The 20290-nt window shown below is 40.4% G+C and carries 18 protein-coding genes; 9 read left to right on the top strand and 9 right to left on the bottom strand.

Translation table 11 applies throughout. The features are described 5' to 3' along the window. Positions 1-155: 155 nt before the first annotated feature. Together P162_RS10410 and P162_RS10405 are read right to left on the bottom strand one after the other, a co-directional pair. Positions 156-1301, bottom strand: coding sequence for a pyridoxal phosphate-dependent aminotransferase (locus tag P162_RS10410; RefSeq protein ID WP_031427337.1), 1146 nt, complete (start codon positions 1299-1301; stop codon positions 156-158). Next, entirely contained in the window at positions 1298-2122 is an 825-nt protein-coding gene (locus tag P162_RS10405; protein ID WP_031427336.1) for a prephenate dehydratase, read from the bottom strand. Before P162_RS10405 ends, P162_RS10410 begins: the two co-directional genes overlap by 4 nt. A 516-nt stretch (positions 2123-2638) precedes the next feature. Between P162_RS10405 and gldA the strand changes: the two genes are divergently transcribed. From gldA to P162_RS10385, 4 genes are all read left to right on the top strand, one after another. After that, entirely contained in the window at positions 2639-3538 is a 900-nt protein-coding gene (gene gldA / locus P162_RS10400; RefSeq protein WP_031427334.1) for a gliding motility-associated ABC transporter ATP-binding subunit GldA, read from the top strand. A gap of 3 nt (positions 3539-3541) precedes the next feature. Further along, entirely contained in the window at positions 3542-4591 is a 1050-nt protein-coding gene (locus tag P162_RS10395) for an endonuclease/exonuclease/phosphatase family protein (RefSeq protein ID WP_031427333.1), read from the top strand. A gap of 200 nt (positions 4592-4791) precedes the next feature. Further along, positions 4792-5322, top strand: coding sequence for a hypothetical protein (locus P162_RS10390; protein WP_031427332.1), 531 nt, complete (start codon positions 4792-4794; stop codon positions 5320-5322). Between the two features lie 130 nt (positions 5323-5452). Then, positions 5453-6244: an MOSC domain-containing protein gene (locus P162_RS10385; protein ID WP_031427331.1), complete on the top strand. Its 792-nt coding sequence runs from the start codon at positions 5453-5455 to the stop codon at positions 6242-6244. Between the two features lie 5 nt (positions 6245-6249). Here the strand turns inward: P162_RS10385 and P162_RS10380 are convergent, their stop codons facing one another. Together P162_RS10380 and P162_RS10375 are read right to left on the bottom strand one after the other, a co-directional pair. Further along, positions 6250-6756, bottom strand: coding sequence for a GreA/GreB family elongation factor (locus P162_RS10380; protein ID WP_031427329.1), 507 nt, complete (start codon positions 6754-6756; stop codon positions 6250-6252). A 109-nt stretch (positions 6757-6865) separates the two neighbouring features. Then, positions 6866-7642: a hypothetical protein gene (locus P162_RS10375; RefSeq protein WP_031427327.1), complete on the bottom strand. Its 777-nt coding sequence runs from the start codon at positions 7640-7642 to the stop codon at positions 6866-6868. A gap of 437 nt (positions 7643-8079) precedes the next feature. Between P162_RS10375 and P162_RS10370 the strand changes: the two genes are divergently transcribed. Both P162_RS10370 and P162_RS10365 read left to right on the top strand, forming a co-directional pair. After that, a complete protein-coding gene (locus P162_RS10370) occupies positions 8080-8310 on the top strand; it encodes a hypothetical protein (protein WP_031427326.1) in 231 nt (76 codons plus the stop codon). 212 nt (positions 8311-8522) lie between these two features. Further along, entirely contained in the window at positions 8523-9986 is a 1464-nt protein-coding gene (locus P162_RS10365; RefSeq protein WP_031427325.1) for a Gfo/Idh/MocA family protein, read from the top strand. 151 nt (positions 9987-10137) lie between these two features. Here the strand turns inward: P162_RS10365 and P162_RS10360 are convergent, their stop codons facing one another. From P162_RS10360 to P162_RS10350, 3 genes are read right to left on the bottom strand one after another with little or no spacing between them, the layout of a single operon-like run. After that, positions 10138-11454 carry a TolC family protein gene (locus P162_RS10360; RefSeq protein WP_031427323.1) on the bottom strand — a complete coding sequence of 439 codons (1317 nt, stop codon included), beginning with the start codon at positions 11452-11454 and terminating at the stop codon, positions 10138-10140. Further along, on the bottom strand, positions 11435-14536 hold the full coding sequence (locus P162_RS10355; RefSeq protein ID WP_031427322.1) for an efflux RND transporter permease subunit: 3102 nt from the start codon (positions 14534-14536) through the stop codon (positions 11435-11437). The genes P162_RS10360 and P162_RS10355 overlap by 20 nt, the downstream gene beginning before the upstream one ends. After that, positions 14533-15612, bottom strand: coding sequence for an efflux RND transporter periplasmic adaptor subunit (locus P162_RS10350; RefSeq protein WP_031427320.1), 1080 nt, complete (start codon positions 15610-15612; stop codon positions 14533-14535). The genes P162_RS10355 and P162_RS10350 overlap by 4 nt, the downstream gene beginning before the upstream one ends. 473 nt (positions 15613-16085) lie before the next feature. Between P162_RS10350 and P162_RS10345 the strand changes: the two genes are divergently transcribed. From P162_RS10345 to rpiA, 3 genes are all read left to right on the top strand, one after another. Further along, positions 16086-16919 (top strand): EcsC family protein, encoded by an 834-nt coding sequence (locus P162_RS10345; RefSeq protein WP_031427319.1) that lies wholly within the window; start codon positions 16086-16088, stop codon positions 16917-16919. Between the two features lie 191 nt (positions 16920-17110). Beyond that, positions 17111-17734 (top strand): hypothetical protein, encoded by a 624-nt coding sequence (locus P162_RS10340; RefSeq protein WP_031427318.1) that lies wholly within the window; start codon positions 17111-17113, stop codon positions 17732-17734. A 316-nt stretch (positions 17735-18050) separates the two neighbouring features. Beyond that, entirely contained in the window at positions 18051-18731 is a 681-nt protein-coding gene (rpiA, locus tag P162_RS10335) for a ribose-5-phosphate isomerase RpiA (RefSeq protein ID WP_031427316.1), read from the top strand. A 328-nt stretch (positions 18732-19059) separates the two neighbouring features. On the opposite strand, the gene P162_RS10330 is transcribed toward rpiA, so the two are convergent. Continuing rightward, complete coding sequence (locus P162_RS10330; RefSeq protein WP_241077757.1) at positions 19060-19521, bottom strand: hypothetical protein; 462 nt, start codon at positions 19519-19521, stop codon at positions 19060-19062. A 222-nt stretch (positions 19522-19743) separates the two neighbouring features. Continuing rightward, complete coding sequence (locus P162_RS10325) at positions 19744-20205, bottom strand: VOC family protein (RefSeq protein WP_031427314.1); 462 nt, start codon at positions 20203-20205, stop codon at positions 19744-19746. Positions 20206-20290 lie beyond the last annotated feature (85 nt).

The raw sequence follows: 20290 nt of genomic DNA, 5'->3' as shown, positions 1-20290 counted from the left end.
CAAATTTATTCATGTTGCGCTTCAATAAATTTACTCAGCCGCCTGCCTGTTATATTCTATTCAAATTAATTTACGCTGCGCTTAAATAAATTTACTCAGCCGCCTACTACTTTCAATGGTAAAAATATTAGTCTCCCATTTAAGGGCCAGGGTGACTAAAATCTGCTTATCGCTTCTTCAACTTTTTCTTCGGTTACGCAAAGGGAAAAACGGATATATCCTGCTCCCTGATCGCCAAAAATCGTCCCCGGAGTGATAAAAATGCTCTTTTCGATCAATATTTCGTCTATAAATGCTTCGGCGTCCATACTTCCTTGGGGCAATTTTGCCCAGACAAAAAGACCTACGGCATTTTTATCAAAGGTACAGTTGAGTTTTTCTGCCAGTTCCCAGACCCGCTGTCGGCGTTTTTCATAAATCTTGTTCAGTTTACCGAACCATTCCTCGCCTTCTTTTAAAACAGCTGCGGCTCCTTGCTGAATTCCATAGAACATACCGCTATCCATATTGCTTTTGACTTTCACAATATCGTTTATGTACACCTCTGCGCCTAACACCATACCCACGCGCCAGCCGGCCATATTGAACGATTTGCTGAGACTATTAAGCTCAAGGGCGACCTCTTTAGCGCCGGGCGCGTCTAAAATGGAAAGCGGTTTGTCATTAAGGATAAAACTGTAGGGGTTATCATTGACGACAAGGATATTTCTGGCTTTCGCGAACGCGATCAATTCCTCAAAATCTGCAGCAGTAGCGGTAGCGCCCGTGGGCATATGCGGGTAATTGACCCACATTAATTTTACCCCGCTAAGGTCGCGCTCTTCCAGTTTTTTATAATCTGGCAACCAGTTATTTTCTGCATCCAGTTCATAATAAAGGGGTGTCGCCTCCAGCAAATTTGTAACTGATGTATAGGTAGGATACCCAGGATTAGGGATTAAAACCGCATCACCAGCATTTAAAAAGGCCATACTTATATGCATAATCCCTTCTTTTGACCCCATTAAAGGTAAAATTTCGGTTTCAGGATCAAGCACTACCGAATAACTTTTCTTATAAAAATCTGCCATTGCCTCACGCAATTGCGGCAAACCCTTATAATTTTGATATTGGTGTGCGTGCCCGTCTTTCATGGCATCTGTCAAGGCCTTGATTACCTGATCTGGTGGCGCAAGATCTGGACTGCCTATACCCATGTTTATGATAGGCTTTCCGGCAGCGGCGAGCGCACGTACCTCTTTTAGTTTGCGTGAGAAATAATATTCGGTAGTCTGTTGTAAGCGGTTTGCTGGCTTGATCATTTTTTCATGTTTTTATACTCGCCCAATACTTCAAATTTTTTGGCCATGATGCCTAATAATTTTTTGGCTTTTTCAAAATGCCTGTAATCCTTAAAGGTCACGTCTACAAAAAAGGAATAGATCCAGGGTGTTTCAATAACGGGCAGGGATTGTATTTTAGTAAGGTTGAGCCTGCAATCGCTCATGACATTGAGCACCGCGGCTAGACTTCCCCTTTTATGGTCCGTAAGAAATTTTACGGAAGCTTTGTCCGGCGTTTCCGTATTGCTCCGGCCATTGGTGTTCAAAATAAAAAAACGGGTAGCGTTATCTTTTATCGTTTGCATATCTGGCGCTATGATTTCAAGACCATAGATATTTGCCGCAATTTTACTGGCGATAGCCCCTACATTAATGGCCTTTTCATCCATAACCCGTTTGGCCGCACCAGCGGTATCATCATCTTCAATAAGCCTGATATGCTCTTTTCCCTTAAAAAATTCCCGACATTGTAATATAGCCATGGGATGGGACCAGACTTCTTTGAGATCTTCCAGCTTTTGACCCGGAAGTACCATAAGGTTTTGGCTTATGGGTAAATAATATTCACCTTCAATATTGAGGTCATATTCATCAATAAGCGCATAGTTGGGAATGATGCTTCCCGCAATACTGTTTTCAATGGCCATCACCGCGTCTGTACTGGTACCCGCCAGTAAGCTGTTCACCACATCCTGAAAGGAGCGGCACTCAAGTACGGCGACATCTTCACTAAAAAAATCCTGTGCCACCTGATGGTGAAAGGAGCCTTTTATACCTTGTATTGCTACTATATGTTTCAATGCATTTCGTTTTGTTTTTTCCGCATTGGCGGAAACTAAAAAAGGCCCCGATTATACATCGGGACCTGAATATTTTTTACTATACCTATCGCTATAGTGGTCCCGCCTCTTTCCCAAAGAAAAAGAAGTAATAACGGTTCCAGAAATAACGTAGGTTGAGCATTTGCTGTTAAATGAGTCGCTAAAGTAGAAAAAATAATAGGAACGCATTTTAAATCTATTAAATATTCTTGATTTTTAACATATTTGTAGTTTGATGGAATATTTTTAAGAAATTGATACCATCAGAACATCAGGATTGTTAAAAATAGGCAGCACAAGCTACTTAATCTTATTTTTGCCAACTCACTTTGGCGCTACTTTCAGTGCCAAGTAGTCTGTGTATTTTGCGATTAAAGGGACAAACTGAAACGAATTAATTCTATTTCTATAATTTTGAACCTGAATCCTCATTAAGAACAAATTGAATCATAATGCGTTATACCCTTTTAATTAACCGGTCAACAAAAGCAAAAAATGTCTATAACCGTATCTGAAGTGTCTAAAAGCTACGGCACACAACAGGCACTTCAAGCTATAAGTTTCACTATAAAAAAAGGGGAAATAACTGGTTTTTTGGGTCCTAATGGTGCTGGCAAAAGCACGATGATGAAAATACTTACGGGATACATTTCCCCTACTTCGGGAATTGTCAAGGTAAACGGTTATGACATGGCTACTTCAAAAAAAAAGGTTCAGCAAAGCGTGGGCTATCTTCCCGAAAACAACCCCCTGTATCTGGATATGTACGTACGCGAGTACCTAAAGTTCAACGCGGGGCTGCATCATTTGAAAAATCCTAAAATTGACGAACTTATTGAGCGCACCGGCCTCCTGCCCGAAGCGCATAAAAAAATACAATCCCTCAGCAAGGGCTATCGCCAGCGTGTGGGCCTTGCCGCTGCCCTATTGCACGATCCGGAAGTGCTTATTCTCGATGAACCCACAACGGGGCTGGACCCCAATCAACTTGTAGATATCCGCGAACTCATAAAGACCATTGGAAAAGAAAAAACGGTGCTGCTGTCAACCCATATCATGCAAGAAGTGGAAGCCATTTGTGATCGCGCCATAATTATAGACCACGGGATTATAGTTGCAGACAAACGCCTTGCGGAACTTCAGGATGAAAAAGAACAATTGCTCGTTGTAGAATTTGATTACCGCGTGGAAGAAGTGGCCCTGCAGCAGCTTCATAAAGTGATAGCAATTAAAAACACTACCCGGTTTTGCTATGAAATTCTTTTTGATACTAAAAGGGACATGCGGCCGGCGGTGTTTGATTTTGCCCACGACAATGGCCTGAAAATACTTCAGCTGAATAAAAAAAATACCAACTTAGAATCACTTTTTCAAGATCTTACAAAAAACAACTAACCTATGGTTTTATACTATTTTGCCGGCTTCTTCATTCTCATTGCCCTGTTGCCGCTTGTGCATATAAAACACTGGGCGGTTCGTGGCTGGGATTATGTACGCGTGCAAACAAGTTTTCTTCAGGCTTTTGTAATATTTCTTATTCTTATACTTTCCTATCCTGAACGCGACTGGCAATGGGGTATGCTCATAGGCCTTATCGCAACGCTAACCCTGCAGATCATTATCGTAATACCGTATTCTAAAATATATCCGGTAGGCAGAAAACGTCCCAAAAACACTTCACATTTAAAGAAACTGAGCTTAATTACCGCAAATGTGCTTCAGGACAATAGGGAATATGACAAATTCCGTGATCTGATCTACAAAGAGGAGCCTGATGTTTTCCTGACCATGGAAACCGATAAAAAATGGGAAGCAGAGTTGGAATGCTTTGAAAAGGACTATCCCTATACCGTCAAGGTTCCCATTGACAATTACTACGGTATGCACTTATATTCAAAATACAAACTTACTGACACCCGCGTAGAATACATGGTTGAAGAGGATGTACCTTCCATTTTTACTAAAGTACATTACCGGAAGGGCGATCCACTCAATCTTATCTGCGTACATCCCGCACCGCCCAGCCCAACAGAAAACGAAACTTCTAAAGAACGTGATGCCGAGCTACTTCTTGCCGGTAAAAAAGTGCGCGATCTCAATGCACCCATTGTCGTGTGTGGTGATCTCAACGATGTTGTATGGTCGCGGGTATCCCGTTTGTTTAGAAAAATGACCGGACTTATAGACCCGCGTATAGGCCGGGGACTGTATCCTACATTTCATGCAGAGTACTGGTATTTACGCTTTCCCATTGATCATATGTTTCACTCCCAGGATATTTATGTAGAGGAAATGCGCCGACTTTCATACTACGGGTCAGATCATTTTCCTATGTATTTTTCTTTATTGATCAAAAACGGTACTCCCGTAGATACCCATCCCGATCTTGACAAAGAAACCGAAGAAGAAATCGAAGAAAATATTGAGGAAGGTGTGGAAGCACACTGATTTTCCCATGCTGTTTATTCGTTTAAAGCTCCCATATTAAATGCAAGCTTGAAGTCAAATTCTTATTTCTAATAGGCAAGAATATAAAGACCCTTTAATGGTTATTATTTAGCAATGCCTTCACATAAGGTAACGCAGTTTTAACTATCACCTGAGGTATTTAGTGATACTTTTGAACTCAACTTTAAACAGAACATAGTATGAAAAAGAGTAAGATTTTTATGGTAGCCATGCTTTTTATAAGCATAGGTACTTTTGCTCAAAGCAAGAAAGATAAGAAGGTAATTGCCGCTGCAGATGAAGTGAAAAGCAGCTTAATAACAAAGGATGCCGGCATTCAGAAATTTATGGATGATGCCATTGCATATGTTGTTTTTCCTAAAGTAGGCAAGGGCGGTTTTATCGTAGGCGCAGCCTCCGGAAATGGCGTTGTATACCAGAACGGACAAATGGTAGGAATGGCCGATGTGAAAAAACTTGACGTTGGTTTGCAAGCCGGTGGAAAAACTTTCAGTGAAATTATTTTCTTTGAAGACGCAAAATCTTTTGACCGTTTTAGGGATGATGATTTTGAATTTACCGGAAATGTTTCAGCTGTTATGCTTAAAAGTGGCGCTGCCGCAGACGTAAATTACCGTGAGGGCGTAGCCGTATTTATAGTGCCACGAGGTGGTCTTATGGTAGACATATCTGTAGGTGGACAGAAATTTGAATACACCCCCATGAACTAATTTGGTTTTTGAGGATCTAATAAGAGGTCTTGAAATTTTGAGCATTCGCGCTTAAGATTTCAGGACCTTTTCTTATTATAAATCGGTATTTTTAGCATAAAATTGGTTGGGATTCACCTTAAATCTGGTTATGAAAATAGAACAATTGTATGTTTACCCGCTGAAATCGGCCAGATCAATCACAAGGGAAGAAGTTGAAGTTGTGCAAACAGGGTTTCTCAGGGATCGTGAATTTGCGGTAATTAATACGGAAGAGCAAATAATCACCGCCAGGGAAAATCCTGCCTTATTAAATATAAAAGTAGCATTGCGAGGCGATCTTTTAGAACTTTCCGCTGATGACCAAGAACCAATATGCATCGACTATACAAAAGACTTTCAAAATAAGGTACAAATAGAACTTTTTAAGATTCCCACAGAGGGACTTCTAGCGGAGCATCCTATAAATAAATGGCTCAGCCATTTGCTGGATCAATCTTGTAGGCTTGTGATGATAGACAAACAAAAACCACGTTTCTCCTCAAAAAGCAAAAGCGAAATCCCAATTAACTTTTGTGATGCCTCCCCCATACATTTAGTAACCACGGCTTCGCTCGAAAATCTGAACAAAAGACTTAAAAAACAGGTAAAAATAGGCCGTTTTCGACCCAATATAGTGGTTTCTGGGAGTAAGCCTTTTGAAGAGGAATTCTGGAAAAATATCAAAATAGGGAACTGTATTTTTGAAGTGGTTTCCTGTACTAAACGCTGCACCATGATTACAATAGATCCTGATACTTCACAGAAAGATAAGGATCAACAGCCGCTGCGCGAGTTGGCCAGTTATAAAAAGGCGGAAGGAGGTGTTGATTTCGGTGTTTATCTTGTACCAAAATCTACAGGTACCTTAAAATTGAGTGACGCTATAAGCGTTAATTCGTAAAATTTTTACTTCTCATACGCTACAGCTTCAATATGTAGGTTTCTTTTTTCTTTACCCAGGTTGAGTACGGCTTCGTCGCCGGCTTTCTTTCCGGTAAGTGCAATCGCGATGGGTGCAGTAAACGCAATTTTGTTTTTCTTCACATCAGCCTCATCTACGCCTACAATCTGAATTTTAATCGGTTTTCCACCCGTATTGACTGTGTAGGTTACCCAGGCCCCAAAACGTATTTCAGTGTGATTCTGGTTTTCGGGTTCAAGAACACGGGCGGCATGTATACGTTCAAGAAGGAGGTTGAGGTTACCATTTAGAAGGGCCATCGCTCGCCGGCGCTCCCGCTCATCATCTTCATCGAGGCTGGCAATTTTACCTTCTAGTTCGTCACGCTCTTTATGCAATTGCTGCAATCCATAGGGAGTCACATAGTTAATCGCGCCCTCCGGGAGTGCGGCGCGTGGCGGTATAATGGGCGCTTCCTCCTGATCGTCTTCCTTTACAAAACCTCTGCTCATATATTGATTTTTGATAGGATTTAATATAAGCTTTATTCCGAAGTAAAACAATAAAAAACCACCTGTAATAGGTGGTTTAGTGGGGTTTTTTAAGTAAAATAACTTGTATTTATTCTATTCCGCAGATTGTCTTAACAAGATTGATCATCTCAAAATCATTTTCAATTGATGTACGCTCATCCCCGTCTGCTGTATGCAATGTTACACGGAAGGGATATGAAATAGTAACGGTTGTAGAAGAAGACCAGAAAGTATTAAAATAGGTATCTGCTTCTTCCTGACTTTCGAATGCTTTTACCTTATCGCTGATTATTAGTTCCAGAGGATAATTTACCGTAAAACAAGGACTTGTTACATGAATCACATCTGTATAGCTTACTTCATCATAGCCACAGTCTGCAATTAACATTTTGAATTCTTCTTCATCATTTATTTCGTAAACCTGATTGCTGCCATCTTTATAAATTTCAAATGGAAAACCTACTCCTGTAATATGCCGTTCAGTACTTTCATCCAATAAAGCTCCCAATAAAGCATCATAATCCTTTAATTGTTTTTCAGAACCATCATTATAAGCCACAACCAGAGGGTAGACAAACTGAAAACAAAGGGAAGAGTTTTGATTTTCCTTTGTTTGTGCATTCATTTTGAAGTCTGGATCGTCTTTGAATACCTCTAAAGTAGTACGGAGCGCTTTACTCTCCAATACCTCGACTTCTATAGCAACAGAATCTGACGGTATTTTAAGTTGCGTTTCGGGCTGCGCTTCTAGTGGTTTAGTTTCCTGTTCTACAGCTGTAAATTCTTGTTCGATCATATCCATTTCTTCTGTAGTACAAGAGATCAATACGATTAAAAGAGAGGTTAAAAAGGTTAATTTTTTCATAACAGACCTACTTTAATTTAATAAAATTTTATGATTTAAGGTGCGGCAATATACTAAATATATTATTACGACCAAAATTTATGCACTTAATCTTTATAGTACATTCAATTTGAAGCTTATTTCTTACAAAGAAAATTTAGTGAAAAATAAATATTTTGAATCAATTTTTAGTTCTGAAATTACCGAACTAAAAGAATTATCGTACTTTGCGCTCTAAAATCCTTTTATGCCTATATAATTTTTTAGATACTCCTTATATATAGAGACTATACTAACGATTCGCTTCAACCAATTTGTTTTTGTATTGTGTAACAATAGCGTAGTTAAAGGAGTACTTTAAGAAGAATACTTTAGAAAGACAATACTCTTTAATTCCAAAATTTCAATATACTCCAAACTGGAAAAGCTCTTAAAAGCGTGCCTTAAATAATAATTATATGTTCACTTATAAAAATATTGCCAATAGATCTTTAGAGATCATAGTAAAACAACCTTTTACTCGAGAAGAAGTCTATCGCGCATTCTCCTTTATGGACGCACTTGTAGAGGATATAGATGCAGAGATTTCATTTAAGGTTCAACCAGAACTTAGAGAACATTTAATAGCGATGATTGATGATCAAAATACCTCTCTTTATAAGTATAGCATTGTTGAGAATATTGATTAACTCCCATTTCCTAAGTACCAGGTTGCTTATTCTAATGTTATAAAAATTATTTTTCAAATAAATGATAGTGATATCAAGGGATAGTTATGTATTTCTCTATTGATTTAACTCTAAGTTGAAAAGAAATTAATTTTAATGCTTGCATAACGCAAACGTTATAAGTATCTTGATACCTATTAAATGAAAATAACTAAACCGTTTTACTAGATATTATGAAATCAAAAGAATCATCAACAGCCAGTTCCAGAAGGAATTTCATTAAAAGTACTGCTATAGCCACCGCCGGTATTTCCATTATTCCGCGTCACGTATTGGGCGGTCCGGGTTTTATTGCCCCAAGTGATAAACTGGTCGTAGCAGGTATAGGCGTAGGTGGAAAAGGAGAGAGTGATATTGCCAGTTTCGCTAAATCAGGAAAAGCAGACATTGCCTTTCTCTGTGATGTTGATGACCGCCGTGCCGCAAATTCCAGAAAACGTTTTCCTAAAGCTAAATACTATAAGGACTATCGTGAGATGCTTGATAAGGAAGCAAAGAATATTGATGCCGTTTCGGTTTCAACTCCAGACCATACTCATGCTGTCGCAGCCATGGCTGCCATGGAACTTGGTAAACATGTGTATGTACAAAAACCGCTTACCCATGATATCTATGAAGCCCGTAAACTTACCGAGGCTGCAAAAAAATATAAAGTGGTCACCCAGATGGGAAACCAGGGTTCTTCTGGTGATGGCGTACGCCAACTGCGAGAATGGTATGATGCTGGTCTCATAGGTGATGTAAGTGAAGTGTATGTATGGACAGACCGTCCTGTATGGCCACAAGGAATTCCATGGCCAGACAACGCTACAGAGATACCAAAGGAACTGGATTGGGACCTGTGGCTGGGTACTGCTCCCAAGAAGAATTATGTAGGTGGTCTGGTGCCTTTTAACTGGCGCGGCTGGTGGGATTATGGTACAGGAGCCCTTGGCGATATGGGATGTCACCTTGTTGAACCTCCTTATCGCGTGCTCAACCTTGGCTACCCTAAAAATGTACAGTGCAGTGTGGGAAGTGTTTATGTAGACGAATTTAAACGTGGATATTTCCCTGATAGCTGTCCACCTTCTAGTCACGTTACCATGACTTTCCCTAAAACGGACAAAACCGAGGGTGAAGTTAAAATGCACTGGATGGACGGCGGTATCCAACCCACGCGGCCAGAAGAATTAGGTCCCAATGAAACTTTTGGTGACGGCGGCAACGGTGCACTCTTTATAGGTTCCAAAGGGAAAATGATGTGTGGCACTTATGGTGTGAACCCACAATTATTACCGCTTTCAAAAACAGAACAAGCTAACGTAGCCCAAACCATCGAACGCGTTCCCGGCGGTGCCGAAGGACATTATGCACAATGGGTTGAAGCTGCGATCGCTGGTTACGGCAATATGGAGGTAAGTTCGCCCTTTGAAATTGCTGGCCCACTTACCGAAACTCTTTTGATTGCCAACCTTGCCATCAGGGGAACAGATATTCAGGAGCAAAAAACAAGGGATAATGGAGAGACCTATATGACCTACCCCGGTAGAAATATCGAAATGATCTGGGACGCAGAAAATATGCGTGTCACAAATCTGGAAGAGGCTAATAAATTTGTGAAAAGGGAGTACAGCCCAGGCTGGTCACTTACCTAGTCCTTCTCATTTATAATTAACAAACAGCCCCACGGTTTATTTACCATGGGGCTATTTGATTTGAGAAAGCCAAATCATTAATTACCAAAAACAGATAAAAAATTGCTAAAAACACAAGGTTTAGAACAGTTTTGAGCACTATTTTACCAATTTATAAAGTAAGACTTCCCGCCAGTTGCTTTAGCGTAATTTCAGAAAGTTTCGCCTGATACGTCGCCTCGCTGTAGCGCACTTTAGCATTTATGTAATTGAGTTGGGCAGTACGAAACTCGATCGTGGGGATGGTTCCTATCTTAAATTTTTCCAGGGTTATATCCAGGTTTTCCTTTGCTATCGCTTCATTGCGTTGCTCCAGTTCGATTAATCGAACATTAGTAAGATAAGTTTGAAAGGCGGTAGCCAGTTGCGATTGCAGGGTCTGCAATTGTTGTTCAATGATGACAGCACTGTTTTCAATTTGTAATTTGGCTATCTTTTCATCCCTGTTTTGGGTAAAACCGTCAAAAATATTCACACTGGCAGTAAAACCATAATTAAACCCCTGTGATGATGAGGTTGTGGTAAAACCCAGGCTGGACTCAGATTCATTAAAATTATAGCCTGTTGTCCCCACAAGCACGGGATAGCGATTGGCACGAACCCTCTTGAACTGAAGTTCTGCGATACGTTTGTTGATGAGCTGCGCCTGAAGTTCAGGGTTTTGATCCTTTGCCTTATCTTCAAGCGATTCCAGTTCAAGGGACTGATCTACCAGCATAGCATCTTCCACGGTAAACTTGGTTTCTATATCGCGTGCGATGATTTCATTGAGGCGGGTTTTTGTATTGCTATATTCTTCTACCTGGCGCAATAATAGGGTCTGGTCTGTATTTAAATCTACCTGCGCATTGAGTACTTCCAGTTTTGAAGCTTTCCCAATAGTGAAACGGTTTTGGGCAAATTCTACCCGCTGTTCTGAAATAACCAGGGTGCTGTCTAGTGCAGCAAGTTCCTGCTTTTGCTGTACCAACTGAAAATAGGTGGTCATCACATCTGCAACCCGGCCCAGTACTGCCTGTTGCAGTTCTGCCTCGCCCAGGTTTTTTAGTTCCTTTAACTGATCATAACGGGCAAACATCCCAAAACCATCAAAGAGCGTCCAGTCCAGGTTCACTCCATAATTCAGGTTGTTGTTCTTACCGTTATCAAGTTCACGTACCGTACCATCAGACCGCACCTGGTAAATGTCCTGTATGTTGTTATTATCAGTGGCCTGCGCTTGTACATTAGGTAATATTCCGGCGTAGCCCAGGCTTACCCCTTCTACATCTATTTGCAGTTCATTTTTGGCCAGGCGTATTTCGTAGTTATTTTCAAGGGCGATGCGTACGGCCTCTTCAACGGTAAGCAACTCTTGTGCCTGCGCAAAGCTTACAAAACCGACTAAAAAAATGAATAAACGAATCATTCTAGGTATGCTGTAGTTCATTTTCATAGTTTTCAACGCGGTCCAGTTCGGGATTGTGTTTTTTCTCCCTTGACCACATAACGTAAATACTCGGTATAATAAATAAGGTGAGAATCAGTGAAAATACAGTTCCACCGATGATTACTACGCCCATCCCTATCCTGCTTTCTGATGCTGCACCCAGGGACACCGCTATAGGCAGAGCACCCAGTGCAATCGTTAAGCTCGTCATCAATATAGGACGCAAACGCGACTCAGAGGCTTTTAAAATAGCTTCAAGTTTAGGAACACCCTCTTCCCGTAATTGATTGGCAAATTCTACGATAAGAATACCATTTTTAGTCACCAGACCAATGAGCATGATCGTACCGATCTGGCTAAAAATATTCCAGCTCTGTCCGAACAGCCACAGGGAAAATACCGCTCCGGCAACAGCCATGGGAACGGTAAGAATGATGATAAAGGGATCTATAAAACTTTCAAATTGAGCCGCGAGTATAAGATAAATAAGCAATAGCGCAAGGCCAAAAGCGAAAAGCGTGTTGCTGCTACTTTCTACAAAATCGCGGGACTCCCCGCCCAGGTCTGTCGTGAAACTTTCATCAAGCACCTTATCTTTAATACGCTCCATCGCCGCGATCCCATCGCCTATGCTCTTACCGGGCGCAAGATTAGCAGAAACCGTGGCAGACATATACCTGTTGTTGTGAAAGAGCTGGGGCGGACTGCTATGTTCTGCCGTATTGACAAGATTGTCCAACTGGATCAAAATACCATCTTTGTTCCTGACAAAAATAGAAGTAAGATCAGTAGGTGCATTGCGGTCATCTTTATCAAATTGTCCCATGACCTGATATTGTTTCCCGCTTCGTATAAAATAACCAAATCTTTGCCCACTAAGCGATAATTGAAGCGTCTGCGCCACATCTCGAACTGAAACACCAAGACTTTCTGCCTTCTCGCGATCTATGGTGACGTAGAGTTCGGGTTTGTCAAATTTGAGGTCAACATCAGTATAGGAAAATGTGGGGTCATTTTCTGCCTCGCGCATAAACTCAGGTATTTTTTCCTGTAGTTTCTGAAAATTGGGCGCCTGGATTACATATTGAATAGGTGGCCCTCCACGACGGTTTACAGATATCGTAGGCCTTTCGGAAACATTGGACTTTGCACCCACATAAGCACTCGCCCATTTATTGAGGTCATTGGCAATCTCATGCTGGGAACGCTCCCTCTCTCCAGGTTCTACGAGCGCAATATTCGCCCGCCCGCTATTTACCGAAGAGGTTCCAAAACCGGGAGAAGTAAGCACAAGGCTCACCTTTTTCTCAGGAACGGAATCATTGATGAGTTGGGTAATATCGTTCATGTAACGATCCATATATTCATAAGAAGAACCTTCTGGGGCGGTAACACTTAAACGCACAAAACTTCGGTCATCGTAGGGAGCCGTTTCCTTTTTCAGTAATGTATAGAATAATGCGATAGCGCCAATACACAGGGCCAGAATGGGAAAACTGAGCCATTTGCGTTTCATAAAACTGCTAAGGGAATCAGCATACCCCTTATTCATCTGCACAAAGTACTTTTCGGTCACATTATAAAATTTGCCCCTTTTCTGCTTTCCGGGCTTCATCAAATACGCGTTTAGCATAGGAGTGAGCGTAAGGGAAACAAAGGCGGAAATAAGCACCGCAGCACCTAAAACAACACCAAATTCCCTAAATAACCTACCCACAAAACCTTCCAGAAAAATAACCGGTAGAAAGACCGCAGCCAGGGTAATGGAAATTGAAATAACGGCAAAAAAGATTTCGTTTGAACCTTTGATCGCAGCTTCAATGGGCGACATCCCCTCCTCTACTTTTTTATAAATATTTTCGGTTACCACGATCCCGTCATCTACCACCAGACCCGTGGCTAGTACGATTGCCAAAAGGGTAAGAACGTTGACCGAATAGCCAAAAATCCACATCACAAAAAAGGTGGCAATCAGCGAAACGGGAATATCTATAAGCGGCCGAAGCGCCATGGACCAATCCCTAAAAAACAGGAAAATCACCAGGATCACAAGCACGATGGAAATCCCCAGGGTTTCGGCCACTTCCGTTACTGCGCGACGCACAAATACGGTGTCATCTATGACCACATTGAGTTTAAAACCTTCCGGCAGGTCTTTTTTCAGTTTTTCATATTCGGCATAAAACGCATCTGCGATCTCCAGATAATTGGTTCCCGGCTGCGGAACAACGGCCGTGGCGACCATAGGCTGACCAGAATCGCTCATTTTTGTCTCCATGTTTTCCCCTTCCAGAGAAGCACGACCTATATCACTAAGCCGAACGATCTTGTTGCCGTCTGTTAATATAATGATATTGTTAAAATCATCTTCAGTAGAGAGATTTCCTATAGTTTTTACGGTAAGTTCTGTGTTGGCACCCGTTAATTTTCCAGATGGTAATTCTACATTTTGCGCTAAAAGGGCGCTACGCACGTCAGAAACGGTAGCACCATAAGAAGCCAGCTTTATAGGATCTATCCACAATTTCATGGCGTAGCGGCGCTGTCCCCAGATCTGTACACTGCTCACGCCCGGAATGGTCTCCAGCCGCTGGGCGATTACATTTTCTGCATAATCTGAAAGTTCAAGGATATTCTTATTGTCACTCTGGATCGTCATGGAGAGAATACGCTCTGCATCTGCGTCTGCCTTAGAAACCACAGGTGGCGCATCAATATCATCAGGTAGGCTCCGCACGGCCTGGGAAACCTTATCGCGCACATCGTTTGCCGCTTCTTCCAGGTTTTTATCCAGATTGAATTCAATATTGATACGGCTGGAACCCTGAACACTTGAGGATGTCAGATTCCGAATACCATCGATGGAGTTGATCGATTTTTCCAGGGGCTCCGTAATCTGCGATTCAATTATATCTGCATTGGCGCCAGAATAGCTGGTGCTTACAGAAACAACCGCCGGATCAATAGAGGGGAACTCCCTAACGCCCAGATAGGTGTACCCAATAATGCCGAAAAGGATCAGCGATATATTCATTACAATGGTAAGTACGGGACGTTTAATGCTTAGGGTAGAAAGATTCATTTTGCGGCGATATTAGCTTTATCTTCCAGGTTCACCTTAACGGGCGTGCCGTCATTGAGCGCCATTACGCCGTAGGTAAGTATGGTGTCCCGCGCTTTCAATCCTGTTATGACCCGCACCAGACTGTCTGTGCGTGATCCTGTTTTTACCTCGATTTCACGTGCTTTACCGTTGCGGTACACAAAAATTTTCTTTCCATTTTGAATGGGAATCAAAGCTTCGGTAGGTACAAGAAGGGCATCCTCTATAGTTTCCAGCGGAAGCAGAACATTTACAAAGGTCCCAGGATACAATTTCCCTGAACTATTGTCTGCTACTGCGCGCATACGCAGAGTTCGGGTCGCGATCTCTACGGCAGGTTCAATAGCATAGATTTTCGCCGTTTGTTCTTCTGTAGATGTTGGAGTCGTAAAACTGATCTCATTATTTATTTTCATCCGGGAAGCATATTTCTCGGGGATGGCAAACGTGATCTTCAACTGGCTCGTATTGACAAGTTTTGCAATAGGTGTCTGCGGGGTCACATAAGTACCTTCAGATATTTCCCTTAAGCCAATGGTACCAGAAAAAGGTGCACGCACGGTAGCTTTTGATAGTTGGGCGTTTATTAATTGCGAGGAAGCTTTAGAGGAGGCAAGATCTGCATTTGAAACATCGTATTCTTCCTGACTAATAGCCTGTTTTTCAAGAAGCAATTTGGCCCGGCGTTCATTTTCCGAAGCAAGCTTCTGGGCGCTGCTCATCATAGACTGCTGGGCGCGCAGCTCGACATCATTTACCCTAAAAAGAACCTGGCCTTTTTTTACCTCAGAACCTTCTTCAAAATTGATCTGCTCCACCACGCCGTTGACCTCACTGCGCAAGTCAATTTGCTCATTCGCTTCAAGGGAACCAGATAAGGACAGGTTGTCCTCAAATTTTTGCGGTTCGAGAATCATGCCGCCCACGGTAACCATCGTGTTGCCCCGTCCCTGCTCACCAGCTTCATCTTTTTCCTTATTATCAATTACCCTGTAGGCTACCAGCCCCAGCAAACCCAGTATGAGTACCGAGTATACAATGTATTTTGTTTTCATTCTTTGACCTTACCGGCTACTATTTATGTACAATGGCAAATTTAATCAAGTATTGAAGATATATTCAACACCTATGTAGAACTATGACTTTAAAAATAAGAGATGGTTTAATTTTAGAATCTGAAATAATCAACTGATTTTTTATTAAAACCTTAAAATTGGGTTGATAATTGGTAAAAAGTGCCCCATTTTTAAGGAATATATTGGTAAAAACCCCTCTGATTTAGCGGAATTTCAACCCAAAATAGTATTTTCAAAGGTGTAGTTTATATCAAATGATACATGCTTTTTAAAACAAAATTGGCAATTTTGATATACAAAGCCGTGTTTTTGCATACTATTTGATCTATCAATAAAATGCATCTTTTAATATTAAATAAGAGGAGTGCGTTACTACTTGAATTAGAATTTATATTCTATTTTAAAATTCGGAAAACCCAAACCAACTTTTGTCCCATTAAAAAAACCTATACATGACCTCCCAATCCCTAAGTTTACAACATATTGCCCAAGAAGATCTTCAGTCCCTAAAAAAAGCCAAATATGACCTGGAACATGTTTCCTTTTTAATGAGGGCTTTTAATACCATAGGGACACCCATAGATAGTGGCCTGGCCATGATTCCCGAGAAATATCAGGATAAAGTACAGCACACCATTCAACAGGCGTTGCGCGTTGCCGTCAAGGCCAATCTAAAAACCATGAACAATGGTAAAACAGGCCAGAAATCGTTAAATACCATGTACAAAATGGTCACCGGCTTTTCTGGTGCAGCAGGTGGATTTCTGGGCGTAGCAGGCTTTACGGCAGATTTGTTGTTTACCACTAAGTTTATGATGCGTTCCATCCTGGATATCGCCCGCAGTCAGGGTGAGGACGTGTATGCGATAGAAACACAGCTCGCGTGTCTTGAGGTTTTTGCCCTGGGCGGCACTTCTGAAGATGACGACGAACTGGATACGAGCTATTATGCTACCCGCGCAGCCCTACGCTCTGCAATGAGCCACGCCAGTACCTATATTGCAAATAATGGTACCTCCAGGGTTATTGAAACACTGGCAGCACAATCTTCTGCCCCACTTGCAAAAGTAATAGGCCAGGTAAGCGCACGGTACAGTCTTCAAGTGAGTGAAAAATTTATGGCGCAACTACTACCCGTAGTGGGCGGTGTAGCCGGCGCATCTATAAATGTGCTGTTTATCGCCCACTTTCAAAAAATGGCAACTGCACATTTTACCCTTCGCCGGTTAGAGCGCAAGTACGGTCGCTCCTTTATACAGGGATCCTACGCGCAGTTATCAGCGTAGCCTTAATTTAAAACGATCTATTCCTTTAATTCAGATACCCTACCGGCACAACCTTAAAGTTTATTTAACACCTTACTAAATTAAAGCAAAAAAAATATAGCGGCTTTGGGAATACTCTAACTTTACCCAACTAAAATTATAAAAACAACTTATTTGCAGCACTTAGCTGTAAAACAAAAACTCAACTTAACATGAAAAAAATTTTAATTGCATTTGCTTTGATTTTCGGGGCTTACGGTGTTAGCCATGCCCAACTAGAACAAGGAACCTGGATGCTGGGAAGTGACATCGGTAGTGGAATCACATCTACGGGAAGCAACGGTCTTTTTGGGTTCAACTTTGGCCTGAATGACGGTGCTGGTTACAACATAGGTTTAAGCCCAAAAGTGGGTTACTTCGTAAATGATAATTTCCTTTTAGGAGCAGTGGCCAACTTAGGTTTTCAAAAATCAGCTGAAAATAACGGAATTGCGACAAAAACCACAGTATATGGTTTTCAGGCGCTTTCAAGATATTATTTAAGCCCAGGTGAAGCCGGTATTGATAACATGCTCAATTCAGGTCGTTTTTTCCTTGAAGGTAATGCCGGTATTGCTGGTGTGAATGTTGAAGATGGGCCAACTACAAATGGATTTGCGTTTGGTTTTGGACCAGGTTACTCTTATTTCATCACGCCTAATGTAGCGCTTGAAACTTCTCTGAAGTACAATGGCCTTGTGGGTGGTGGAAACACAACTTACCAGAACAGTCTGGGATTGAACTTCGGTATCCAGATCTTTTTGCCAACTACCGAAATTGACGACAGATTGAACTAAAACGTTCAGTAATAAATTTATATTAAAAGCCAATTTTCTTACGGAAATTGGCTTTTTTTATGTCCATATGCCATTTTTAGATCGAATATTTCCAGCTCTTAAATCCCAAATACTTAATTAAGTAATCACTTGTTAAAACAGAAGTAAAGCCTTTATATTTGACTCTGATAAATAACTTGAAAAGGATTGACTTCCCATTTTCTAAAATAACAGTATTGACTGATTTTATCAGAGATAACATTCAGCGCTCAAATGAAGCATTCAATTTAATTTATATGTACCTTACTTTTGTAAGTAACAGTCAAAAACAATCTTCATGAATTTGGATAATGAAAAACGGGTAGCAGCTATGGAGGCCGTCAAACTTATAGAAAACGGAATGATCGTTGGTTTGGGATCAGGGTCCACCAGTGCCTTTATGATTGAAGAACTTGGCAAAATGGTTGCTAACGGACTTCGAATTAAAGGCGTTCCATCTTCTGAAGCAACCCATGATCTTGCCAAAAAACTGGGTATACCGCTCGTTGATCTGGAAGAGGTTGATAAAATTGACATCAATATTGACGGGGCAGATGAGTTTGATCCCCAACTTCGTTTGATAAAAGGTGGCGGCGGTGCCTTATTGCGAGAGAAAATCGTCGCGCACAATTCCGCTTATAATGTCATCATAGCAGATTCTACGAAACAAGTAGAAAAACTGGGAAAATTTAAATTACCCATTGAAACCATTCCCTTTGCAACGCCATCTATCCTCAAAGAATTAAAAGGTCAGGGGCTGAATTCTGAAATTCGAAAAAAGAACAATGCAGACTACCTGACAGATCAAAACAACATGATCATAGATATTGATATTTATGAATTTAGCGATCTGGATACTCTCAATATCATGTTACAAAACATACCGGGAATTGTGGAAACCGGATTATTTCTCAAATCAACAGACCTTGTCATTGTGGGGAAAGGAGATCAAACAATTAAAATTCACAGGAAGAACTAAAAAAGTAGGGAAAAGAACACCTACACTGATCTCACGCAATACGATAAAAGCACTGGTAAGAAAGCTTATAATTTCTACGGAAGGTTAGAAATACCGCTAAATTACAAAATCCCTAATGCTCACATAATCCTTCGGAAAAAGACAAAAAACTGCCTAAAACATCGAATAATAGCTAGAAATTGGATGTAAATAGGGTGATTTCCAAGTTATTTGATCATTTAAAAATATTCGAAATAGGACAAATAAACCACTAAGTCGTATTGCTAAATTCTGAAATAAAAGATTATTGTTTTAATGTAAGCTTTTGCAACGGTTACCGGTGTTGTCATTAGTTCTTTGTTCGTATTGTTTCGAGCAACGTTCCCATTTTCTTCTGTCCGAATTCGTTCTCAACATTCATGTCAATTCTGATAACATTCTCTTTTTCGGTTAGTTTAGTTTTATATTTAAAGCCCCCGTTTTTCTGTTTTAGAGTATCTGTATTTATTTTCTTTCCGTCAACGATGCTATCAAATTTCACAAAATAGCTTTTATTTGGATTATACCCAACAACTAATAATTCAACGTTGAATTCAGCGTTTCGTTCATACGTATTATCTTTTCCATAAATTTCCCTAAAAGAAATACTATCAAAAACATATTTAGTTTCAATATCGGCCACAATTTCACGCAAACTATCATTTTCCGATCGTAGATTTTTCAATTTTTCGATCGTGTTTTCGACTTGATTTATATTAGAACAACTAAAGGTCAAAAATATCAAAATTACAGGTATTAGCTTTTTCGTCATTTTTTTAAATAATGCAACGTTGATACTTAAAATGAGTATGGTGCTTTAAGCCATTAAATTTAGCAAATACAAACAGAATAATAAATCCGCGAGGATTTTCGTAACGTAGCTATAACTAGCCATTAATTACATATCGAATTACAAAACACTTTTATATTTTGTATAGTATTCAAGTTACCATTCTAAGATAGTTTGATTGATGCTAACCGATCCCAGCGTAATTTAGGCAATGGTGTTTCTTTGGAATATATTGATGCGGTTATCATCAATATCTAAAATCATTGTACAAAGAAGGCTGTCCCCTGCTAAATAGCGCTCTTTCCATAAAAAATTAACTCCTTTATCTTCAAGTTCCCTGGTTGTTGCATTTAAATCGTCTACATAAAATACTAATGCCTTTGAACCAATTACTGTAGGTGCTGCATCAGTTTTTGCATCTTTTCTAATGGAATCAATCAATTGGTTATTTGAATTTTCAATCATTTCAATTTTCATACCTGCGCCTTCCATAAAAGCCATTTCCATTTTTCCTTCTGGAACTGGAATAGCTTGTTTTATTATCAATTTAAAGCCTAAAGTATCAGTATACCATTGTATTGAATCTTCAATATTAGATACGACAAAGGCAATATTATAAAATACTAATGTGTCTAATCCTCCTTTTGATGTTATGTTGTTTTCCATCTTTATATAGTATATTTTCTATTCGCGCCAAAATTACATTTTAACTTTTAAAAAGCAAGTTAAATTGCAATTAACTTTTAATTTC

Source organism: Flavimarina sp. Hel_I_48 (assembly GCF_000733945.1).
In the GTDB taxonomy this organism is placed as follows: Bacteria; Bacteroidota; Bacteroidia; order Flavobacteriales; family Flavobacteriaceae; genus Leeuwenhoekiella.
The sequence above is the reverse complement of the archived record's forward strand: the minus strand, read 5'-3'. Positions and strand labels throughout refer to the sequence as shown.

What these genes read in the sequence shown, in the direction of transcription:
- P162_RS10395 (WP_031427333.1), top strand. Translation starts at nt 3,542, where the DNA reads ATGGTTTTATACTATTTTGCCGGCTTCTTCATTCTCATTGCCCTGTTG.
- P162_RS10350 (WP_031427320.1), bottom strand. Translation starts at nt 15,612, where the DNA reads ATGAAAACAAAATACATTGTATACTCGGTACTCATACTGGGTTTGCTG.
- P162_RS10330 (WP_241077757.1), bottom strand. Translation starts at nt 19,521, where the DNA reads ATGACGAAAAAGCTAATACCTGTAATTTTGATATTTTTGACCTTTAGT.
- gldA (WP_031427334.1), top strand. Translation starts at nt 2,639, where the DNA reads ATGTCTATAACCGTATCTGAAGTGTCTAAAAGCTACGGCACACAACAG.
- P162_RS10365 (WP_031427325.1), top strand. Translation starts at nt 8,523, where the DNA reads ATGAAATCAAAAGAATCATCAACAGCCAGTTCCAGAAGGAATTTCATT.
- P162_RS10390 (WP_031427332.1), top strand. Translation starts at nt 4,792, where the DNA reads ATGAAAAAGAGTAAGATTTTTATGGTAGCCATGCTTTTTATAAGCATA.
- P162_RS10340 (WP_031427318.1), top strand. Translation starts at nt 17,111, where the DNA reads ATGAAAAAAATTTTAATTGCATTTGCTTTGATTTTCGGGGCTTACGGT.
- P162_RS10375 (WP_031427327.1), bottom strand. Translation starts at nt 7,642, where the DNA reads ATGAAAAAATTAACCTTTTTAACCTCTCTTTTAATCGTATTGATCTCT.
- P162_RS10325 (WP_031427314.1), bottom strand. Translation starts at nt 20,205, where the DNA reads ATGGAAAACAACATAACATCAAAAGGAGGATTAGACACATTAGTATTT.
- P162_RS10345 (WP_031427319.1), top strand. Translation starts at nt 16,086, where the DNA reads ATGACCTCCCAATCCCTAAGTTTACAACATATTGCCCAAGAAGATCTT.
- rpiA (WP_031427316.1), top strand. Translation starts at nt 18,051, where the DNA reads ATGAATTTGGATAATGAAAAACGGGTAGCAGCTATGGAGGCCGTCAAA.
- P162_RS10410 (WP_031427337.1), bottom strand. Translation starts at nt 1,301, where the DNA reads ATGATCAAGCCAGCAAACCGCTTACAACAGACTACCGAATATTATTTC.
- P162_RS10385 (WP_031427331.1), top strand. Translation starts at nt 5,453, where the DNA reads ATGAAAATAGAACAATTGTATGTTTACCCGCTGAAATCGGCCAGATCA.
- P162_RS10360 (WP_031427323.1), bottom strand. Translation starts at nt 11,454, where the DNA reads ATGAACTACAGCATACCTAGAATGATTCGTTTATTCATTTTTTTAGTC.
- P162_RS10380 (WP_031427329.1), bottom strand. Translation starts at nt 6,756, where the DNA reads ATGAGCAGAGGTTTTGTAAAGGAAGACGATCAGGAGGAAGCGCCCATT.
- P162_RS10370 (WP_031427326.1), top strand. Translation starts at nt 8,080, where the DNA reads ATGTTCACTTATAAAAATATTGCCAATAGATCTTTAGAGATCATAGTA.
- P162_RS10355 (WP_031427322.1), bottom strand. Translation starts at nt 14,536, where the DNA reads ATGAATCTTTCTACCCTAAGCATTAAACGTCCCGTACTTACCATTGTA.